This window comes from Polaribacter marinaquae (assembly GCF_038019025.1).
In the GTDB taxonomy this organism is placed as follows: Bacteria; Bacteroidota; Bacteroidia; order Flavobacteriales; family Flavobacteriaceae; genus Polaribacter; species Polaribacter marinaquae.
In genome coordinates this window covers 1,805,455-1,830,730 of record NZ_CP150496.1, presented here as the reverse complement: position 1 = coordinate 1,830,730, position 25,276 = coordinate 1,805,455, and the positions used below count along the sequence as shown (strand labels likewise).

Annotated in this window: 1 protein-coding gene; it reads left to right on the top strand. The window is 35.4% G+C overall.

The window, feature by feature from the left end; genetic code table 11:
- Positions 1 to 10 precede the first annotated feature (10 nt).
- Positions 11 to 25,261: a tandem-95 repeat protein gene (locus WG950_RS08240; protein ID WP_340931576.1), complete on the top strand. Its 25,251-nt coding sequence runs from the start codon at positions 11 to 13 to the stop codon at positions 25,259 to 25,261.
- Positions 25,262 to 25,276 lie beyond the last annotated feature (15 nt).

Below are 25,276 nucleotides of genomic sequence, written 5' to 3'. Positions count from 1 at the left end.
ACTTTTCAACTTGAAAAATAAATTTAGTAAAAAGACAAGGCAGTTATTTCTGCTTGTCGCATTCTTATTTATTTCAATTAGCGCAAGTTTCGCTCAAACGATTACAATTGTGCCAAATGCAACTACTCCAGACGGAAGTAAAAATGCCGGCGATATAATTAATTATAGCGTTGCGGTATATAATTCTGGTGCAATTCCTTTAAATAATGTAGCGATTTCAAGCTCTAAAGGAACTGCTATGACATTAAATAGCGGAGACTTAAATAACAATAGTATTTTAGATGCAGATGAGAGCTGGGTGTACACAGGTTCTTACACAATTACTGCAGCAGATATTACAGCTACAAAAGTAGATAATGTATTTAGTGTTACAAGTACAGAAATTACTACGGCAGAAACTGCAGCTCATACAGAAAATGTTCATGAAGATGATATTTCATTTGCATCAGTATTTGCAATATCAAATATTGTTGCAACAAATGATGATTTTTCAGCAACAGCTGTAAATGGTATTAATGGTGGAACTGCTGGTAATGTTTTTACAAATGATACAATAGATGGTGTAACAGCAACTTCTACCAATGTTACAGTCTCATTAATAGATTTAGACGGCTTAACCGGTGCTACAATTAATGCAGATGGTTTAGTATCTGTACCAGCAAATTCTGCAACAGGAAGTTATACATTAGTTTATAAAATTTGTGATAGTTCAAATGCAAATAATTGCGAAACTGCACAAATTATTGTAGTTGTAGATGGAGATACAGATGGTGACGGAGTTTTAGATTCTGTGGATGAATGTAATGGTTTTGATGATAATTTAGATAACGATAATGATGGTGTTGCAGATGGTTGTGATTTAGATGATGATAATGATGGTATTTTAGATTCGGCAGAAAATGCATCAAGTGGAGACCCGATTGTTGATACTAATGATAACGGAGTTTTAGATTACCAAGATCCTGCAATTTCTGGTTTTGTAGATTCAAATTCTGATAACATAGACGATAGATATGATATAGATTTAGACGGAACTATAGATCAATTTGATACAGATGCAGATGGTGATGGTTGTAACGATGTATTAGAAGCTGGTCATACAGAAAGCTCAACAATGCCCGGAGAAGTTCAGGGTTCAGGTTATAACGCAACAAACGGTAGAGTTACAGGTTTTACAACGGCATATACAGGTACAAATACAAATGTTTCAACGGCAGGTACAGCAGCTTCTATAACTGCTCAGCCACCAAACAGAAATATTTTAGTTGGAGAAAACACTACTTTTACGGTAACTACAGATGGTACAATTTTTCAATGGGAAATTAGTACAGATGGTGGTACAGTTTACAATACTGTTTTAGACGGTGGTGTTTATTCTGGTACAGCTACAAATACATTAACTATTACAGGTGTAACAAGCGCGCAGAATAATTACAAATATAGAGTTGTTGTTTCTAAATCTACTTATGCTTGTCCTACAATTTCAGATGCAGGTACATTAACTGTTTTTACAAATGATCCGCCAGTAGCAAGTAGCAACGCAATTACTGTTGCAGAAGAAAGTACGGGTACATCATTAGGTTTAACGGCACCTACAGATCCAGATGCAAATGCAATTACAATAACAGTTACAGGTTTGCCAAATTTAGGAATTGTTAAAAAAGCAAACGGAGATGTTGTTGCAAACAATTCTAATTTAACTGCAGCAGAAGTAGATGGTTTAATTTATGATGCACCAACTGCTTACGACGGAGTAGCAGATCCGGGAGAATTTACGTACACAGTTTCAGACGGAATAGCAGCACCAGTAACAGGTACAGCAGATATAACAATAACAGCTGTAAACGATTTACCAGTTGCAAATTCAGACGCAGGAACTGCATTAGAAGATAACCCTGTTAATATTGCAACAATTGGTAATAATGATACAGATGAAGATGGCAATGTTGTGCCATCAACAATAATTTTAATAGATCCTACAGATGCAGGAAATACAGGAGAAACAGGAAATCCTTTAGTAATTGCAGGTAAAGGAACTTACACTGTAGATGCTGCAGGTAATGTAACTTTTACTCCTGAAGATAATTTTAATGGCGATGCAGACATCAACTATACAATAAATGATGATAGTGGTTTTGCATCTAATGAAGCTTTACTAGATATTTCAATAACATCTGTAAATGACGTTCCTGAAGCAAATGCAGATGTAAATTCAACTACAGAAAACACAACATTAACAGTTAATGCTGCAAACGGAGTTTTAAATAATGACTCTGACGTTGATGCAGGAACCACTTTAAATGTAACCACTTTTACTATTGCAGGAGACGCAACAAATTATAACGCAGGACAAACAGCAACTATTGCAGGAGTTGGTACTTTGCAAATTAATTCTGATGGTAGTTATGAGTTTGTTCCGACAGCAAATTATTCTGGACCAGTACCAGTAACAACATATAACATTACAGATAATAACCCCGGAACACCAGGAACAGCTTCATCAACATTAACAATTACAATAAATGTAGATTCAGATAATGATGGTGTAGCAGATATAGCAGATTTAGATTCAGATAATGATGGAATTTTAGATACTGTTGAAGGATTAGGTACAGATCCAACTGCAGATGCAGATAATGATGGAACTCCAAATTACTTAGATGCAGATTCTGGAACATTAGACGGAAACGGTATTGCTGCAGGTTTTGATTTTGATGGTGACGGAATTCCAAATCACTTAGATTTAGATTCAGATAACGATGCTATTCCAGATGTTTTAGAAGCGGGTTATGCAGACACAAATAATGATGGTATTGCAGATGCAGCAGCAGTTAGTGTTGGTGCAAACGGTTTTGCAGATGGTTTAGAAACTGCCGCAGAAAGTGGTGTTGCAGCAAATAATCCAATAAATACAGATGCTGCATCAGATATAAATACAAACTTATTTAACTTTTTAGATAGAGATTCAGATAACGACGGTATTTCAGATACAGAAGAAGCTTTTTCTAATAATGTAACTTATAATGATACCACTAATGATGGTATTGTAGATGGTTTTGTTGATGCAAACAATAATGGTTGGCATGACACTATAGATAATGAAGGAACTTTTCCAACATTTTTAAATTCAGATACAGATACAATTCCTAATTATTTAGATTTAGATTCAGATGGCGATGGATTACCAGATACTTTTGAAGGTAATTTTCAAGTAACAGATGGAGATAATAATGGTATTGTTGGTACAGGAATACCAGCAGATGCAGATGCAGATGGTTTAGCAGATACTAATGACCCAGATTCTGCTGGTAATATTTTAGGAGGTTTTGGATTTAATCAAGATAGAGACGGTGATGGTGTAAAAAATTATTTAGATATAGATATTGATAATGACGGAATTATTGATAATATAGAAGGACAATCAACTACAGGTTATATTGCTCCCTCAGGAGTAGATACAGACGGCGATGGTTTAGATAATAATTATGATGTAGATAACGGTGGAACAGGAATTGGTTATACAAACACAGATGGTGGTTCTGCACCAGATTACGCAGATACAGATTCTGAAAATGATGGGATATTTGATATTTCTGAGAACAATATAGACAATTCTATAGATGCTGTTTTAGATGCAGATGCAAATGGAATTATAGATCCAGCTAATTTTACAGATTCAGATAATGATGGTTTAGCAGATATTTTTGATAATGTTTCAGGAATATCAACAGCAAATAATGCAACAAACGGAGATCAATCTGGCGTAAATGGTGGTGCAAAAACACAGCCAGATACAGATCCTATTGGAGGAGATAGAGACTGGAGAGAGTCTTCTACTCAAGATAATGATGGTGACGGAATTAATGACATCGTAGATTTAGATGATGATAACGATGGTATTTTAGATGTTGATGAAGATTTTAATGAAGATGGTGACAATAATCCAAGAACAAATCCGTCTGATAAAGATGGAGATGGGATACCTAATTATTTTGATTTAGACACAGATAATGATGGTATTACAGATTATATTGAAGCAGGAGGAACAGTTGACCCAGATGGAAATGGACAACCTGGAACAGGTGTTTTAGATAATACAGAAGTAAATTCTAAAGGAATTCCTTTAGCAGTTTCACCAGACACAGCAACAACAGGAACTAGCGAGACTTCAAGTTTAACAATACCAAATACTGCAGGAGCAGACAATCCTAACTTTGTAGATTTAGATTCTGATAATGACGGAATAACAGATGTAATTGAAGCCGGAGGAATAGATCCAGATGGAGATGGAAGATATGGTGCAGGATTGTTAAATGATGTAGATTCTGATGGATTGATAGATGCAATTGACCCTTATGATGATAGAAATGGTAACGCAGATACTGCTTTAAACCCAGGTGAAAAATTAACAATACCTAATACAGACGGAGATAGTTTACCAAATTATCTAGATTTAGATTCAGATGATGATTCTATTCCAGACAATGTAGAGGCACAAAGTACTTTGGGTTACATTCTACCAGCAGCAAATGATACAGATGAAGATGGTTTAAATGATGCTTATGATTCTACAAACGGAGTTGGAACTGCTGTTGTTCCTGTTGATACAGATAATGACGGAACACCAGATTATTTAGATTTAGACTCAGATAACGATACTTTAAAAGATATTGTAGAGGTAGGAAATGCTGCATTAGATACTAATGGAGATGGAAAAACTAACGGAACTACAGGTGTAAATGGATTAGAAAACACTTCTGAAAGTATAGACGGATATGATGACACTAATGGAATATATAATGACCCAAAAACAGATTTTGCAGATGAAGATGGAGATTTAAATACTGGTGGAGATGTAGATTACAGAGACATTTTAGACAATGATAATGATGGCGTTGCTGATGCTTTAGATTTAGATGATGATAATGATGGTATTTTAGATACAGCTGAAACGCCAGGTAATGTAGATCCAGACGCAGATTCAGATAATGATGGAACTCCAGATTATAAAGATCCAGATTATTTAGGTTTTGTTGATACAAATTCAGACGGAATTAACGATAATTTCGATACAGATTTAGATGGTACACCTGATCATCAAGATACAGATTCAGACAACGATTCTTGTCCAGATGTAAGAGAAGCAGGTCATATAGAAAGTACTACAAAATCAGGAGAAGTAGCAGGTACAGGTTATGCCACAAATGGTACGGTTACAGGTGCTACTACTTCATATTCAGGTAGTAATACAAATGTTACTACAGCTGGTACACCAGTAGTAATTAGTCAGCAACCTCAAGATCAATCTGGTTTTATTCAAGGTAGTGTAACTTTTGAAGTAACATCAACAGGTAATGTTTTTCAATGGCAAGAAAGTACAGATGGTGGTTCTACTTTTACAAATATTACCAACGGAGGTAAATATGCAGGAGCAACTACAAATTCTTTAACTATTTCTAACTTATCTACAACAGAAAATAATTACCAATATCAGGTAATTGTTTCTAAAACAGATTATAGTTGTGAAACCCCATCAACACCACCAGCAACATTAACGGTAAACAATAATCCACCAGTTGCTGTAGATGATTTAAACAATACAACAAATGAAGATACAGTTATAACAGTTGCAACAATTGTAGCCAATGATACAGATGTAGAAGATACAAATCCAGATCCATCAACAGTAATTTTAATAGATCCAAACAATACTTCAAATACAGGTTCAACAGGTACACCATTAGTTATAGCTAATATTGGTTCTTATGAGGTTGATCCTTTAGGAAATGTGAAATTCACACCAGTTTTAAATTACAATGGTGCGGCAAACATTAATTATACTGTAAAAGATAGTAATAATAATGTTTCTAATGAGGCTGTAATAGGAATAACAGTTACTGATGTAAATGATGCGCCAATTGCTAATAATGATACTTCTTCTGGTTTAGAAGGAGCAACACAAACTTTAACAACAATAGGAGCAAATGATACAGATGTAGACGGTACAATAGACGCTTCAACTGTTACTTTAATTGATCCAAATAATGCAGCGAATACAGGTTCTAATGGAGATCCTTTAGTAATTGCAAATGTTGGTACCTATTCGGTAAATGCTTTAGGAACAGTAACTTTTGTTCCTTTAGAAAACTTTAACGGATCTGCAGATATTTTATATACAGTTAAAGATGATGATGATTTAGTTTCTAATCAAGCTACTTTAGATATTTCGGTAACACCGGTAAATGACGCACCAGTTGCAAATCCAGATTCTGCAACAGAAGAAGAAGAGGTTACTATAAATGTAAATACTGTAAATGGTTTATTAAATAATGACTCAGATGTAGATGCCAATCCATTATCAATAACTCAATATGTAGTCGACGGAATAACAGTTCCTGTTGCAGCAGGTTCACCAGGAGTAAGAGCTATACCAAATGTAGGAACGTTAACAGTAAACTCAGATGGTAGCTATACATTTGTACCAGAGGAAGATTATAACGGATCGGTACCACAAGTAACATACACAGTAAGTGATGGAGAAAACACAGCAAACAGCACATTAAATATAACAGTAACACCAGTAAATGATGCGCCAGTTGCTGTTGATGATACATATACAACAAATGAAGATACAGCTGTAACCTTATTACCATTAACAGGAGATGATGATGTAGACGGAGATACGATTTCAATTACAAGTATCAACGGAACACCATTAACACCAGGAACAGCACAAAGCATTACAGTTCCAGATGGAACCGTAACAGTTTCAGCCGCAGGAGCGATTAGTTTTAAAGGAGATGCGAATTACAACGGAACCTCAACATTTGCTTATGTAATAAGTGATGGTAACGGAGAAACAGCCACTGCAAATGAGATTATTACAATTCAAGCAGTAAATGATGCGCCAGTAGCAAATCCAGATGTTGCCACAGTAAATGAAGATGTAACATTAACAGTCTTAAAAGCAGACGGATTAATAGATGATAATGATACAGATATTGATGGAGATACGTTAACTGTTACTCAATATGTAGTTGGCGGAACAACAGTTCCTGTTGCAGCAGGTTCACCAGGAGTAAGAGCAATACCAAATGTAGGAACGTTAACAGTAAACTCAGATGGTAGCTATACATTTGTACCAGAGGAAGATTATAATGGATCGGTACCACAAGTAACATACACAGTAAGTGATGGAGAAAACACAGCAAACAGCACATTAAATATAACAGTAACACCAGTAAATGATGCGCCAGTAGCTGTTGATGATACATATACAACAAACGAAGATACAGCTGTAACCTTATTACCATTAACAGGAGATGATGATGTAGATGGAGACACAATTTCAATTACAAGTATCAACGGAACACCATTAACACCAGGAACAGCACAAAGCATTACAGTTCCAGATGGAACCGTAACAGTTTCAGCCGCAGGAGCGATTAGTTTTAAAGGAGATGCGAATTACAACGGAACCTCAACATTTGCTTATGTAATAAGTGATGGTAACGGAGAAACAGCCACTGCAAATGAGATTATTACAATTGATGCAGTAAATGATGCGCCAGTAGCAAATCCAGATGTTGCCACAGTAAATGAAGATGTAACATTAACAGTCTTAAAAGCAGACGGACTAATAGATGATAATGACTCAGATGTAGATGCCAATCCATTATCAATAACTCAATATGTAGTCGACGGAATAACAGTTCCTGTTGCAGCAGGTTCACCAGGAGTAAGAGCTATACCAAATGTAGGAACGTTAACAGTAAACTCAGATGGTAGTTATAGTTTTGTGCCCTTAGCTGATTATAACGGATCGGTGCCACAAGTAACATACACAGTAACTGATGGAGAAAACACAGCAAACAGCACATTAAATATAACAGTAACACCAGTAAATGATGCGCCAGTAGCTGTTGATGATACATATACAACAAATGAAGATACAGCTGTAACCTTATTACCATTAACAGGAGATGATGATGTAGACGGAGACACAATCTCAATTACAAGTATCAACGGAACAGCATTAACACCAGGAACAGCACAAAGCATTACAGTTCCAGATGGAACCGTAACAGTTTCAGCCGCAGGAGCGATTAGTTTTAAAGGAGATGCGAATTACAACGGAACCTCAACATTTGCTTATGTAATAAGTGATGGTAACGGAGAAACAGCCACTGCGAATGAGATTATTACAATTGATGCAGTAAATGATGCGCCACTAGCAAATCCAGATGTTGCCACAGTAAATGAAGATGTAACATTAACAGTAGCAAAAGCAGACGGATTAATAGATGATAATGATACAGATATTGATGCAGACACGTTAACTGTTACTCAATATGTAGTTGGCGGAACAACAGTTGCGGTTGCAGCAGGCTCACCAGGAGTAAGAGCAATACCAAATGTAGGAACGTTAACAGTAAACTCAGATGGTAGCTATACATTTGTACCAGAGGAAGATTATAACGGATCGGTACCACAAGTAACATACACAGTAAGTGATGGAGAAAACACAGCAAACAGCACATTAAATATAACAGTAACACCAGTAAATGATGCGCCAGTAGCTGTTGATGATACATATACAACAAATGAAGATACAGCTGTAACCTTATTACCATTAACAGGAGATGATGATGTAGACGGAGATACGATTTCAATTACAAGTATCAACGGAATAACATTAACACCAGGAACAGCACAAAGCATTACAGTTCCAGATGGAACCGTAACAGTTTCAGCCGCAGGAGCGATTAGTTTTAAAGGAGATGCGAATTACAACGGAACCTCAACATTTGCTTATGTAATAAGTGATGGTAACGGACAAACAGCCGCTGCGAATGAGATTATTACAATTGATGCAGTAAATGATGCGCCACTAGCAAATCCAGATGTTGCCACAGTAAATGAAGATGTAACATTAACAGTAGCAAAAGCAGACGGATTAATAGATGATAATGACTCAGATGTAGATGCGAATCCATTATCAATTACTCAATATGTAGTTGGCGGAACAACAGTTGCGGTTGCAGCAGGCTCACCAGGAGTAAGAGTAATACCAAATGTAGGAACGTTGACAGTAAATTCAGATGGTAGCTACACATTTGTACCAGAGGAAGATTATAATGGATCAGTACCACAAGTAACATATACTGTAAGTGACGGAACAAACACAGCAAATAGCACATTAAATATAACAGTAACACCAATAAATGATGCGCCAGTTGCTAATAATGATTCAGCAGGTACAGATCCAGGAGTTGCAATAGATATTCCGGTATTATCAAATGATGATGATTTAGACGGAGACACGATTTCTGTAAGTAGAATTACAGTTCAGCCAGCGAACGGTACTGCAAGTATAAATCCTAATGGTACAGTTAAATATACACCAAATGCTGGATTTAATAACGGGTCTGATAGTTTTACGTATGAAATATCAGACGGAAATGGAGGCACAGATACAGCAGTTGTAAATGTAACAGTTCCTATTTCACCATTTCCACCTGTTGCAAATCCAGATTCAAATTCTACTTTAGAAGATGTTACATTAACGGTTTCAGCTGCAAACGGAGTTTTAAAGAATGATACCGACGGTAACTTAGATACTTTATCTGTTGTAAGTTTTTCTGTAGATGGTATTCCTGGTTCTAAATTAGCAGGCGAAACATCAGTTATTCCAGCGGTAGGTTCTTTAAAAATTAATGCAGACGGAAGTTATGAATTTATACCAGCATTAAATTATAATGGAGATATACCTCAAGTAACATATGTTGTAACAGATAATTCTGGTTTAACAACAGATGCATCTGGTACACTAGATATAGAAGTAACACCTGTAAACGATACACCAGTTGCAGAAAACGACACTAATACAACAAATGAAGATACAGTTTTAAATGTAACTGCTGCAAATGGAGTTTTAGATAATGATGATGATTTAGACGGAGATGCAATTTCTGTAAAAGAATTTGAAATTAACGGTACAGTTAGTGCTGCAGGAACAACTGTAACGGTTACAGAAGGTACACTAACACTTTTAAGTGATGGTAGTTATACTTTTTCACCAGCTACAGATTTTAATGGAAGCTTTCCAGAAGTTACTTATACATTAACAGACGGTACTGTTGATGTAGATGCAACATTAAATATTTCTGTAACACCGGTAAATGATCCGCCAGTAGCAGTAGATAATTTAGGGAATTCAGGAAATGAAGATAACCCAATTACTGTAACAGCAATTGGTGCCAATGATACAGATGATGGTTCTGTAGATCCATCAACAATAAGACTTATAGATCCAAGCAACGCTTCTAATTTTGGTGACTCTACGAATCCATTAATAATTGCAAATGTGGGTACTTATACGGTTAATAACAACGGAGATGTCTTGTTTTCTCCAGTAGCCAATTTTAATGGAAATGCAAATATTAAATATACAATTAGAGATAATGAAGGTTTAGTTTCTGCAAATCAAGCTACAATTGGAATTACTATTAACGGAACAAATGATGTTCCTGTTGCAACAGCCGATGTAAATTCTGTTGATGAAGGAAACACACTAAATGTAAATGCAACAAACGGTGTTCTAAGTAATGATTCTGATGTTGACGGAAATCCTTTAATGGTAACACAGATTTCTATTGATGGAACTACATACTTAGCAGGTAATACAGCTTCTATTACAGAAGGAGATTTAGTAGTTAATTCTGATGGTAGTTATACTTTAACTCCTGCAACAAACTTTAATGGAGTTATTCCGAAAGTTACTTATACTGTTTCAGACGGTATAACAACTACAACATCTACATTAGATATTACAGTAAACCCTATTAATGATAGGCCAGATGCAAATCCAGATGTAAACAGTACTTTAGAAGATACATTATTATCTGTAGCAGCAGCAAACGGAGTTTTAAATAATGATTCTGATGTTGATGGTGATGCAATTTCAGTGACAGCAATTTCTATTGGAGGCACACCTAAAAACGTAGGAGAAGATATTGCTTTAACAGAAGGAACTTTAAAATTAAATGCAAACGGTAGTTATACATTTTTACCAGCATTAAATTTTAACGGGAATGTACCAGAAATAACTTACACGGTTTCTGATGGTTCATTAACAGAAACAAGTACATTAAATATTAGTGTAACTCCTGTAAATGATGCGCCAACGGCAGTGTTAGATACAGATACTACATCAGAAGATACAGTATTAACCGTAAATGCAGTAAACGGAGTTTTAAATAATGATTCTGATATTGATGCAGATCCATTAACTGTGTCACAATTTTCTGTTGCTGGTATAACTTACAATGCAGGTGAAACAGCAAACTTTGCAGAAGGTTCAATCAAATTAAATTCTGATGGTAGTTATGAATATACACCTACAACAGATTTTAACGGACCAGTTTCTACAGTTACTTATACTGTTTCTGATGGTACAAATACTTCTAATACAACTTTAAAAATAGAAGTAACACCAATTAATGATGCACCAGATTTAGTAGTAGATACAAATAGTACACAAGAAGATATTCAATTAAATGTATCTGCAATAAACGGAGTTTTAAGTAACGATACAGATAAAGAAAATAATAGCTTAACGGTAACTCAATTTACAGTTAGTGGTACAAATTATACACCAGGAAATACAGCTAACTTAACAGAAGGAACTTTAAGGTTAAATACAGACGGTAGTTATGTTTATACACCAGCAACTAACTTTAATGGTGCGGTGCCAACTGTAACTTATACGGCTACAGATGGTGATGATACTTCAACATCAACTTTAGATATTAATGTTACTCCAATAAACGATTCGCCATTTGCAAACGTAGACACAAATGCAACCAACGAAGATGTTACATTAAATGTTACAGCAGCAAACGGATTATTAAATAATGATTCAGATCCAGAAAATGACCCAATAACTGTAACTAAATTTACAATTGGAGGAACAGAATATACTGCTGGAACTTTAGCAAGTATAATAGAAGGAGATATACAAATAAATGCAGATGGTAGTTATAGTTTTACACCAGCATTAAATTATAATGGCGCTGTTCCTGTAGTTAATTATACTATTACAGATGGTACAAACACAGCTAATAGTACATTAACGTTAACAATAAATGCAACAAATGATGCACCAACAGCAATTTTAGATACAAATTCAACTACAGAAGATGTCGCTTTAAATGTTGTACCAGCAGACGGAGTACTTAAAAATGATTCTGATTTAGATGGAGATGTTATTAATCTAACTGGTTTTGTAGTAGAAACTACATCTTATTTAGCAGGAGAAACTGCAACTACATCAGCAGGAACAATCAAATTAAATTCTGATGGTAGTTATACTTATGTGCCAGCTAGTAACTTTAACGGAGCTGTGCCTCAAGTAACTTATACAATTACAGATGGTGTCTTAACAGCATCTACAACATTAGATATTAACGTAACTGCTGTTAATGATTCGCCAATTGCAAATACAGATACTAATTCAACAGATGAAGATGTTGCAATTAATGTAAATGCTGCAAACGGATTATTGAATAACGATTCTGATCCAGAAGGTGATGCTATAACTGTTACTCAATTTACCGTAAACGGTACAGTTTATACAGCGGGTGCAACTGCAACAATAACAGAAGGGGTTTTAAAGATTAATGGAGACGGAAGTTATGACTTTACGCCAGCATTAAATTATAATGGAGCTGTTCCTCTTATTAATTACACAATTTCAGATGGAGCCAATACAGCAAATAGCACTTTAACATTGTCTATTAATCCTGTAAATGATGCGCCAACTGCAATTGCAGATACAGATGAAACAAATGAAGATGTAACCTTAAATGTAGCATCAACAAATGGTGTTCTTACAAATGATTCTGATATTGATACAAATTCAATTACCGTAACGCAATTTGAAATTGGAGGTACAACTGTTCTAGCAGGAAATTCAGTTTCTGTTGCAGAAGGAGATTTAACAATTAATACAGATGGCAGTTATACATTTGTTCCAACACCAAACTTTAACGGGGTTGTACAAACAGCAACTTATACAGTTTCAGACGGAACAGATTCTGCAACAGCAACATTAATTATTACAGTAAATCCAACAAATGATACACCAACATTAATTGCAGATACAGATACAACATCAGAAGATGTTACGCTAAGTGTAAACGCAGCTAATGGAGTATTGAACAACGATTCTGATATTGATGGAGATGCATTAACTGTAAGTAAATTTACAGTATCTGGAACATCATACACAGCAGGACAAACTGCTACAATTCCATCAGGAACAATTACTTTAAATACAGATGGTAGTTACGATTATGTGCCAGCTTTAAACTTTAACGGAGCTGTACCTACTGTAACTTACACAGCTACAGATGGTGTAAATACAGCAAACAGTACATTAAAAATTACTGTAACGCCTGTAAATGATAATCCGGTGGCGCTAGATGATACATCATCTACAGATCCAAATATTTCAGTAAATATTCCGGTATTAACAAATGATTCTGATTTAGATGGAGATATTTTGTCAATAAGTAATATTACTGTTGCACCAACAAAAGGTACCGCTGTAATTTTTGATAACGGAACTCCTGCAGATACATCAGACGATGTAGTTACATATACACCTCAACCAGGATTTAACAACGGAACAGACACATTTACTTATGAAATTTCTGATGGAAATGGAGGAACAGATACCGCTGTTGTAACAATTGCAGTACCACAATCTGCATTCTCTCCGGTTGCAAATCCAGATACTAATCAAACAGATGAAGAAGTTAACTTAGTAGTAGTAGATGCTGATGCAAAAAGCTTAATTAAGAATGATACGGATGCAAATTTAGATGCTATTACAGTAACACAGTTTACTGCAGGAGGTGTAAATTATGCAGCAGGAAGTACAGCTAATTTACCACAAGGTAATTTAACAATTAATGCAGGTGGTGGTTATACTTTTGAACCAGCAACTAATTTTAATGGCGCAGTACCACAAGTAACTTATACAATTACAGATGGTACAGGAACGCCAAACGCAACTAGTACTTTAGATATAACTGTTAATCCTATTAATGATGCTCCGATAGCAAATCAAGATAATGAAACTACTTTAGAAGATACTACGTTAACAGTAAATGCTGCAAACGGAATATTAGATAATGATACAGATATCGATGGAGATGTACTTTCTGTAAAAGAATTTGAAATTGGAGGAACTACTTTTACAGCAGGAACTACTGCAAATGTTACAGAAGGTTCTATAGAAATTTCATCAGATGGTAGTTATATTTTTACACCAGCAACTAACTTTAACGGAGTAGTGCCGCAAATAACATATAATGTTACAGATGGTTCTGCAACAGTTCCTGGAACTTTAGATATAACAGTAACACCTGTTAATGATGCACCAATAGCAGTAAATGATTTAGGAACAACAACATTAGAAGATACTGATGTTACCGTTGTTACAATTGGTAATAATGATACAGATGATGATGCTGTAGATCCATCAACAGTTACTTTAATAGATCCAAACGATCCAACAAATACAGGAAACACTGCAATACCATTATTAATTGCAGGAGTTGGAACTTATTCTGTTGATAATTTAGGAAATGTAACATTTGATCCGGCAGATAATTTTAACGGACTAGCAAATATTAATTATACAATTCAGGATAACGACGGAACGCCATTAACATCAAATGTTGCAACAATCGGAATTACTGTAACATCAGTAAATGATAATCCGGTGGTTGTAGACGAAGTAAATTCGACAACAGAAGATACGCAGTTAATTGTAACCGCAGCAAACGGATTGTTAACAAATGATTCAGATTTAGACGGAGATCCATTAAGTATAGCAATTTTTGAAGTTAGAGGAAACGTTTACACAGCAGGTGAAACGGTAAGTTTAACAGAAGGTTCTATAGAAATTTCATCAGATGGTAGTTATATTTTTACACCAGCAACTAACTTTAACGGAGTAGTACCGCAAATAACATATAATGTTACAGATGGTTCTGCAACAGTTCCTGGAACTTTAGATATAACAGTTACACCTGTTAATGATGCACCAATAGCAGTAAATGATTTAGGAACAACAACATTAGAAGATACCGATGTTACCGTTGCTACAATTGGTAATAATGATACAGATGATGTTGCTGTAGATCCATCAACAGTTACTTTAATAGATCCAAACGATCCAACAAATACAGGAAACACTGCCATACCATTATTAATTGCAGGAGTTGGAACTTATTCTGTTGATAATTTAGGAAATGTAACATTTGATCCGGCAGATAATTTTAACGGACCAGCAAATATTAATTATACAATTCAGGATAACGACGGAACTCCATTGACATCAAATGTTGCAACAATCGGAATTACTGTAACATCAGTAAATGATAATCCGGTGGTTGTAGACGAAGTAAATTCGACAACAGAAGATACGCAGTTAATTGTAACTGCAGCAAACGGATTGTTAACCAATGATTCAGATTTAGACGGAGATCCATTAAGTATAGCAACTTTTGAAGTTAGAGGAAACGTTTACACAGCAGGTGAAACGGTAAGTTTAACAGAAGGTTCTATAGAAATTTCATCAGATGGTAGTTATATTTTTACACCAGCAACTAACTTTAACGGAGTAGTGCCGCAAATAACATATAATGTTACAGATGGTTCTGCAACAGTTCCTGGAACTTTAGATATAACAGTTACACCTGTTAATGATGCACCAATAGCAGTAAATGATTTAGGAACAACAACATTAGAAGATACCGATGTTACCGTTGCTACAATTGGTAATAATGATACAGATGATGTTGCTGTAGATCCATCAACAGTTACTTTAATAGATCCAAACGATCCAACAAATACAGGAAACACTGCAATACCATTATTAATTGCAGGAGTTGGAACTTATTCTGTTGATAATTTAGGAAATGTAACATTTGATCCGGCAGATAATTTTAACGGACCAGCAAATATTAATTATACAATTCAGGATAACGACGGAACGCCATTGACATCAAATGTTGCAACAATCGGAATTACAGTAACATCAGTAAATGATAATCCGGTAGTTGTAGACGAAGTAAATTCGACAACAGAAGATGCGCAGTTAATTGTAACTGCAGCAAACGGATTGTTAACAAATGATTCAGATTTAGACGGAGATCCATTAAGTATAGCAGCTTTTGTTGTAGATGGTACAACTTATGGCGCTGGTGAAACCGCAACTTTTACAGAAGGAGTTTTAAAAATTACTTCTGATGGAGGTTACACATTTACGCCAGCATCTAATTTTAACGGTACGGTACCAGAAATTACATACAATGTAACAGATGGTTCAGCAACGGTACCAGGAACTTTAGATATTACTGTAACTGCAGTAAATGATGCTCCAGTTGCTATCGCAGATTCAAATGATACGAATGAGGATACTCCATTAACAGTATCAGCAGTAAACGGTATTCTGGCTAATGATACAGATTTAGAAAATGATACTTTAACTGTTACAGCGTTAACTATCAATGGTAATTCAGAAACTGTAGGAGCTCCAATTAGCTTAACAGAAGGTGTTTTACAAATAGAATCAGACGGTAGTTATACATTTACGCCTACCGCTAATTTTAATGGTGATGTACCACAAGTAACTTATACAGCAAATGATGGGTTAAATTCTGTGATGAGTACGCTAGATATAGTTGTAAATCCAATTAACGATGCACCTATTGCAGTTTTAGATACAAATACTACAAATGAAGACACGCCGTTAACGGTTACTGCTGCAAACGGATTATTAACTAATGATTCTGATACAGAAAACAGTTCTCTAAGTGTTACAACATTTACAGTAAACGGTACAACTTATATTGCCGGAAACACAGTTTCTTTAGCAGAAGGAAGTTTATTAATAAATTCTGATGGTAGTTACACATTTACACCAATTGCTAATTTTAATGGTTCTTTACCACAAATTGCCTATACAATTACAGATGGTGCAAATACAGCAAACTCAACATTAGATATTTCAGTTTCTCCTATAAATGATGCGCCTGTAGCAACAAATGACGTAACATCAACAGACCCTGGAGTTGCAGTAGTAATAGCTGTTTTACCAAATGATACAGATATAGATGGAGACGTGTTAAATGTTTCATCAATTGTTACTCAGCCAGCAAATGGTACTGTGGTAATTAACGGAGATAATACAATAACTTATACTCCAAACCCTGGTTTTAACAAAGGGTCAGATTCTTTCGAATATCAAGTTTGTGATACTAATGGCTTGTGTGACTCTGCAACTGTAAATATTACAGTGCCAAAATCATTCTTGCCACCAGTTGCAAATCCAGATGCAGAATCTACATCAGAAGATGTAACTTTAACAGTAGATGCAGTAAATGGTTTATTAAATAATGATACCGATTCGAATCCAGGAGAAACATTAACTGTAGTTACTTTTCAGATTGATGGTACAAACTATACTGCCGGAGAAACAGCAACAATTACAGAAGGTCAAATAACAATTAATGCAGATGGTAGTTATACTTTTGTACCAACAGCAAATTATAATGGTTCGGTTCCGGTAATTAATTACACAATTTCAGACGGAACACCAACAGACAATTCTAGTAGTACATTAACATTAAATATTACTCCTGTTAATGATGTGCCTGTTGCTATTGCAGATACTAAAACAACACCAGAAGATGTACAATTAAATGTTGACGCTTCTGCAGGATTGTTAATTAATGATTCTGATACAGACGGTACGCCTTTAACATTAACACAGTTTACTATAAACGGAACAGATTATGCTGCAGGTACAACAGTAAACTTAGTAGAAGGTGCAATAACTGTAAACGGAGATGGTAGTTATATCTATAACCCAGCAACAGATTTCTTAGGTGCTGTGCCTCAAGTTACTTATACAGTTACAGACGGTTCATTATCAACAACAAGTACTTTAGACATATCTGTAACAGGTGTTAATGATGCACCAGTTGCTGTAGATGATTTAGGAAATACTAGTAATGAAGATGCACCAGTAAATGTATCATTAATAACTAATAACGATACCGATGATAGTGCAGCTATCGATGCAACTACTATTATATTGATAGATCCTAACAACGCAGCAAATACAGGTAACTCTTCTAACCCATTAGTTATATCTGGTGTTGGTAGTTATTCTGTAGATACTTTAGGTAATGTAGTTTTTACACCGTTGCCAAACTTTAATGGTGTTGCAGATATTAAGTACACAGTAGAAGATAATGAAGGTTTAGTTTCTAACGAAGCAGTAATAGGAATAACAATTACAGCTGTAAATGATGCACCAAATGCCGTTGCAGATGTTAATACAACTGCAGAAGATACTGTATTAGCAGTAAACGCTTCAAACGGATTATTAATTAATGATAATGACGTTGAAGGAACTCCGTTAACAATATTAGAATTTACTGTAGGAGGTGTAGATACACCAGCAGGAAATACAATTTCTTTAACAGAAGGAGATTTAATTATAAATTCTGATGGTAGTTATACTTTTACACCTGCATTAGACTTTACAGGTAATGTTCCTCAGATTACTTATACAGTTTCAGATGGAAATGAAAATAGTGATGCAACATTAGATATTACTGTTACAGGAGAAAACGATGCACCAGTTGCAGGTAATGATACTGAAACAACAATTCAAAATACACCAGTAACAATAGCAACTGTAACTGCAAATGATACAGATACTGATGGTACTATAGATGCATCTACAATAACATTAATAGATCCTAATAATGCTAGCAATACAGGTAATTCTACTACACCATTAATTATTGCAGGTGAAGGAACTTATACTGTTGATAATCTTGGTAATATAGTATTTACACCAGAATTAGAATTTACAGGTGAGGCTAATGTAATTTATACGGTAGAGGATAATAATGGTCTTTTATCTAATGAAGCACAAGTAACTGTTACAGTTCTTCCAGATACAGACGGAGACGGAATTATTGATAGTGTTGATTTAGATGATGATAATGACGGAATCTCAGATGTTGTTGAAAATGGAGGAAATGATCCATTAGCAGATACCGATAATGATGGAATTCCAGATTATAAAGATCCAGACAACATTACTTTAGATGAAAATAATGACGGAATTGACGATAACTTTGATAAAGATAAAGACGGAATTATAGATCAGTTTGATAATGATTCAGATAATGACGGTATTTCTGACTTAGTTGAAGCAGGCGGAGTTGATGCAGATGGAGACGGTAAAGTAGATAACTTTACAGACACTAATAATGATGGTTTAGATGATGCAATTGCTAACAATCCATTACCAGTATTAGATTCAGACGGCGACGGAGTTCCAAATTACAAAGATTTAGACTCAGATGCAGACGGAATTATAGATAACATCGAAGCGCAAAATCCATTAACGTATGTGGCTCCTTCAGGTGTAGATACAGATAAAGATGGTATCGATGATGCTTACGATTTAGACTGTGCGCCTTGTGGTTCTATAACAGGATCTCCAGTAAATAATCCAGAAAATGCAGATTCAGATGCATTGCCAAATTATTTAGATTTAGATTCAGATAATGACGGAATTGTAGATAACATCGAATGGCAAACTACAGTGGGTTACATTGCACCAGGAGCAGATTCAGATGGCAATGGTTTAGCAGATGTTTATGAAACTGCACCAGGATCTGGTAACCCAATTAGATTCCCATTAAATACAGATGGTATTGATCCGCCAGATTATACAGATGTAGATTCAGATGGCGACGGTGTTCTAGATACGGTTGAAGCTTATGATACAGATGGAGATAATGTTGCAGACAATGGAAATGTATTTTCAGGAGTAGATTCAGATGGAGATGGTTTAGATGATGCGTTTGATTTAAACACAGGCGGCTTATCAGATCAAGATGCAGCATCAAATAATAATCAAGATGTTACATTATTCCCTAATGATCAAGATCCAGGAACAGCAGAAGTAGATTTTAGAGATAAAATTACTTTCGGAGTGCAAATAGATACAGATGGTGATGGTATAACAGATGATATAGATATAGATGATGATAATGATGGAATTGTAGATGTAGTTGAATCGTTAGGATATATTCCTTCGTCATCAGCAAACGACCCTAGATGTATATTACCTAACGTAAGTTTCCAAAATCCAACTTATGTGGCAGGAACAGGTGTTTCTGGTTCGGGTTCTATAGGAGCTAAATATCGTTTTGAAAATGTTGTAGATGTTACAGGTTTCGGTGGAACGGGTGGAATTTTAGATGCAATTGTAGAAATTACAGACATTAAAGGAGGAGCTTCATTAATTTCTATAGATAATTCTACTACAGGTAATCCAGATGCTTGGCAACCAGAATACACTGTGCCAACACCAACAGGTAATAAAGCAGAAATGGCATTTAGAGTTACATTAGTTAACGATAATACTAACACTCTTTACAATATTAGTAGATTTAGTGGTGCCATATTTGATATAGATGGAGCTAACGCTAGAGAGTCTGTGATACTTTCTAGACCAGGTTTATATGCGGTAGATAATGAAACATTATTAAATGTTACAGATAACCCAGCAACTGGTTTAGTAACTTTTGAGGGACCAGATGATACTTATGCAGGTGTAGATGTATCACCAAGGTTAGCAACTTACTTTGGTTACTATAATACTTCTGCTTTTGATATTAGATTCTCTGCAGAATTATTATCAGCATCATCAAATACAAACTTAGGTTCTGTGTTATTCTCTGGTTGTGCAATAAACGGATTGTTTGAAGGAAATACAGCATCAAGCTCTCCATCACAAACCAACGGAACTTCAGAAAACTCAGGTCCTGGAACATTCCCATTATTTACAGTAAATGATGGTATTGATAGCGACGGAGACGGAATATCAGATGATAAGGATATTGATTCAGATAACGACGGAATTCCTGATAACGTAGAAGCACAAACTACAGCAGGTTATATCAAGCCAATTTCTGCAACAGCAGATGCAGATATGGATGGTTTAATAGATGCTTACGATAACAATGCTGTAATAAGCGGTTTAATACCTGTAGATACAGAAGGTGATTTTAATCCAGATTATTTAGATTTAGATTCAGATAATGATGGTTTAAATGATACAGAAGAAGCCGGTTTTGTTAAGGCAACTGTTAATAATGATTCTGATGCAGATGGTTTATTAGATAGTTATGATGACAATAACACAGCAGGTGCATTATTTGATGTAAATGATGATCAAGATAACGGTGCAATAGATTTACCAGACCTTGATAATACATCTACACCAGAAGTAGATTACAGAGAAATTAAAGATAATGATAACGATGGTGTGCCAGATAGCGTAGATTTAGATGATGATAATGACGGAATTCCAGATTCAGTAGAACAAAATGGAGATCCATTAAGAGATACAGATAAAGATGGCATTCCAGATTCTCTTGATTTAGATTCAGACGGTGACGGTATAAGCGATTTAATAGAGTCAGGGTTTGGACAAGTAGATTTAGACAACGATGGAAGAATTGATGGTGCAGAAACAAATTCTGGTGCAAACGGATTATTTGATGCAATAGAAGATGGCGTAGAAAGCGGTACAACAATCAATAACCCGCAAGATTCAGATAAAGATGGAGTTTTAGATTTCCAAGATATAGATGATGATAATGATGGTATCAATACTCTAGAAGAAGATGTTGTTAGTATTAACGGAGATCCAACGGATGACGATTCTGACAATGATGGGATACCTAATTATTTAGACGAAGATGACGATAATGATGGAGTTTTAACTAAGGATGAAGACAACAATAACAATGGTAACTTTAATGATGATGATGATAATAATGATGGAACACCAGATTATTTAGATTCATTGGATACAGATAATGACGGAATACCAGATAGTGAAGATTTAGATGACGATAACGATGGTAATCCAGATTCATCAGATCCAAATCCACTAGTTCCAGCTGTAAGTCCAGAAACATTAACGGTTGTAGAAGGTTTATCAGGTGTTGCAAATGTATTAGCAAATGATGATTATTTACCAGGCGCAAATACAACAATAACAGATGCAGGAACGGGAACTGCTGCAGGCGTTGTAAGTTTTGATCCATTAACCGGAGAGATGACTTATACACCAGCTGAAGGAGAAGAAGGAACAACAGTAACAGTAGATTATACAGTTTGTAATACAGCTGTAAATCCATCAGTATGTAAAACGACAGCAGTTACAATTACAGTTCAACCAGATAATGATAATGATGGCGATCCAGATGTTACAGATTTAGATGATGATAATGATGGTAATCTAGATTCATCAGATCCAAATCCATTAGTTCCAGCTGTAAGTCCAGATGTGTTAACGGTTGTAGAAGGTTTATCAGGCGTTGTAAATGTATTAGCAAATGATGATTATTTACCAGGAACTAACACAACAATAACAGATGCAGGAACAGGAACTGCTGCAGGTGTTGTAAGTTTTGATCCATTAACCGGAGAGATGACTTATACACCAGCGGTAGGAGAAGAAGGAACAACAGTAACAGTAGATTATACAGTTTGTAATACAGCTGTAAATCCATCAGTATGTAAAACGACAGCAGTTACAATTACAGTTCAACCAGATAATGATAATGATGGTGATCCAGATATTACAGATTTAGATGATGATAATGATGGTAATCCAGATTCATCAGATCCAAATCCATTGGTTCCAACCGTAAGTTCAGATGTGTTAACGGTTGTAGAAGGTTTATCAGGTGTTGTAAATGTATTAGCAAATGATGATTATTTACCAGGAACTAACACGACATTAACAGATGCTGGAACAGGAACTGCTGCAGGCGTTGTAAGTTTTGATCCATTAACCGGAGAGATGACTTATACACCAGCGATAGGAGAAGAAGGAACAACACTAACAGTAGATTATACAGTTTGTAATACAGCTGTAAGTCCATCAGTATGTAGAACAGAAACGGTAACAATTACAGTTCAATCGGATAATGATAATGATGGTGATCCAGATGTTACAGATTTAGATGATGATAACGATGGTAATCCAGATTCATCAGATCCAAATCCATTAGTTCCAACCGTAAGTTCAGATGTGTTAACGGTTGTAGAAGGTTTATCAGGCGTTGTAAATGTATTGGCAAACGATGATTATTTACCAGGAACTAATACAACATTAACAGATGCTGGAACAGGAACTGCTACAGGCGTTGTAAGTTTTAATCCATTAACCGGAGAGATGACTTATACACCAGCGATAGGAGAAGAAGGAACAACAGTAACAATAGATTATACAGTTTGTAATACAGCTGTAAGTCCATCAGTATGTAAAACTGAAACGGTAACAATTACAGTTCAACCAGATAATGATAATGATGGCGATCCAGATGTTACAGATTTAGATGATGATAATGATGGTAATCCAGATTCATCAGATCCAAATCCACTAGTTCCAACCGTAAGTTCAGATGTGCTAGTAGTAACTATTAATACACCAGGTGTTGTAAATGTATTAGCAAATGATGATTACTTACCAGGAACTAATACGACACTAACAGATGCCGGAACAGGAACTGCTGCAGGTGTTGTAAGTTTTGATCCATTAACCGGAGAGATGACCTATATACCAGCCGTAGGAGAAGAAGGAACAACAGTAACAATAGATTATACAGTTTGTAATACAGCTGTAAGTCCATCAGTATGTAAAACTGAAACGGTAACAATTACGGTAGAAGGTGATACAGATGGAGATGGAATTCCTAATAATATTGATTTAGACGATGATAATGATGGGATACCAGATTCAGTTGAGCAAAATGGTGATCCATTAAGAGATACAGATAATGATGGCATTCCAGATCATTTAGATCTAGATTCAGACGGTGATGGTGTAAACGATGTTGTAGAAGCTGGTAATGGAGCTTTAGATGCTGATAATGATGGTGTAATAGACGGTGCAGATACTGGTTCTGGTTCTAATGGATTATTCGACGGAGTTGAGGTAACGCCAGAAAGCGGAACTATAGATTATACACCTGTTGATACAGATAAAGATGGTAAACCAGACTTTCAAGATACAGATGATGATGGTGATGGAGTTGATACAATAGATGAAGATGTTGTTTCTGTTAACGGAGATCCAACAGATGATGATACTGATAAAGACGGTATACCAAATTACTTAGATACAGATGACGATGGAGATGGTATTGATACTTCGGATGAAGATGTAGCTTTAATCAATGGAGATCCAACAGATGATGATACCGATAAAGATGGTATACCAAATTATCTAGATACCGATGATGATGGCGATGGTATTGAAACTATAGATGAAGATAATAACGGAGATTCTAACTTAAACAATGATGATGATGATTTAGACGGAATTCCAGATTATTTAGATGCTGATGACACCGACGGAGACGGCGTACCTGATAGTGTAGATTTAGATGATGATAATGATGGTATTCCAGATTTTATCGAAAACGGAGGTGACAATAGTTTAGATACTGATAGTGACGGTATTCCAGATCATTTAGATTTAGATTCAGACGGAGATAGTTTAACAGATTTAGAAGAATCTGGTTCTGGTGCAACAGATGCCAATAATGACGGAGTTATAGATGGTTCTGACACAGGTTCTGGATTGAACGGATTATTTAACGATTTAGAAACGTTTGATGATAGCGGTATTTTAAGTTATATTGTTAGAAATACGGATTCCGATGATAAAAAAGATTTCCAAGATATTGATGATGATAATGATGGAATATTAACTATCGATGAATACATGTTCGATTGTGACAATGATCAAATTCAAGATCATATGGATGTTACAAATTGTGACTTGGTTCCGAATGCATTCTCTCCAAACGGAGACGGTAACAACGATACGTTTGTAATACCTGCACTAGCTAATTATCCTAATTTTAAATTAGAAATATCTAATAGATGGGGTAATAAAGTGTACGAGTATAGTAATAATGGTAAAACGAGTCCAGATTGGTGGGACGGTTACTCTACGGGTAGATTAACTCTAAACGATAGTAAACCAGTACCAACAGGAACTTATTTCTACATTATTTACTTTAATGACGGCGTTAGAAAACCAATTACAGGTTGGGTATATTTAAATAGATAACAGATAAAAAATAAA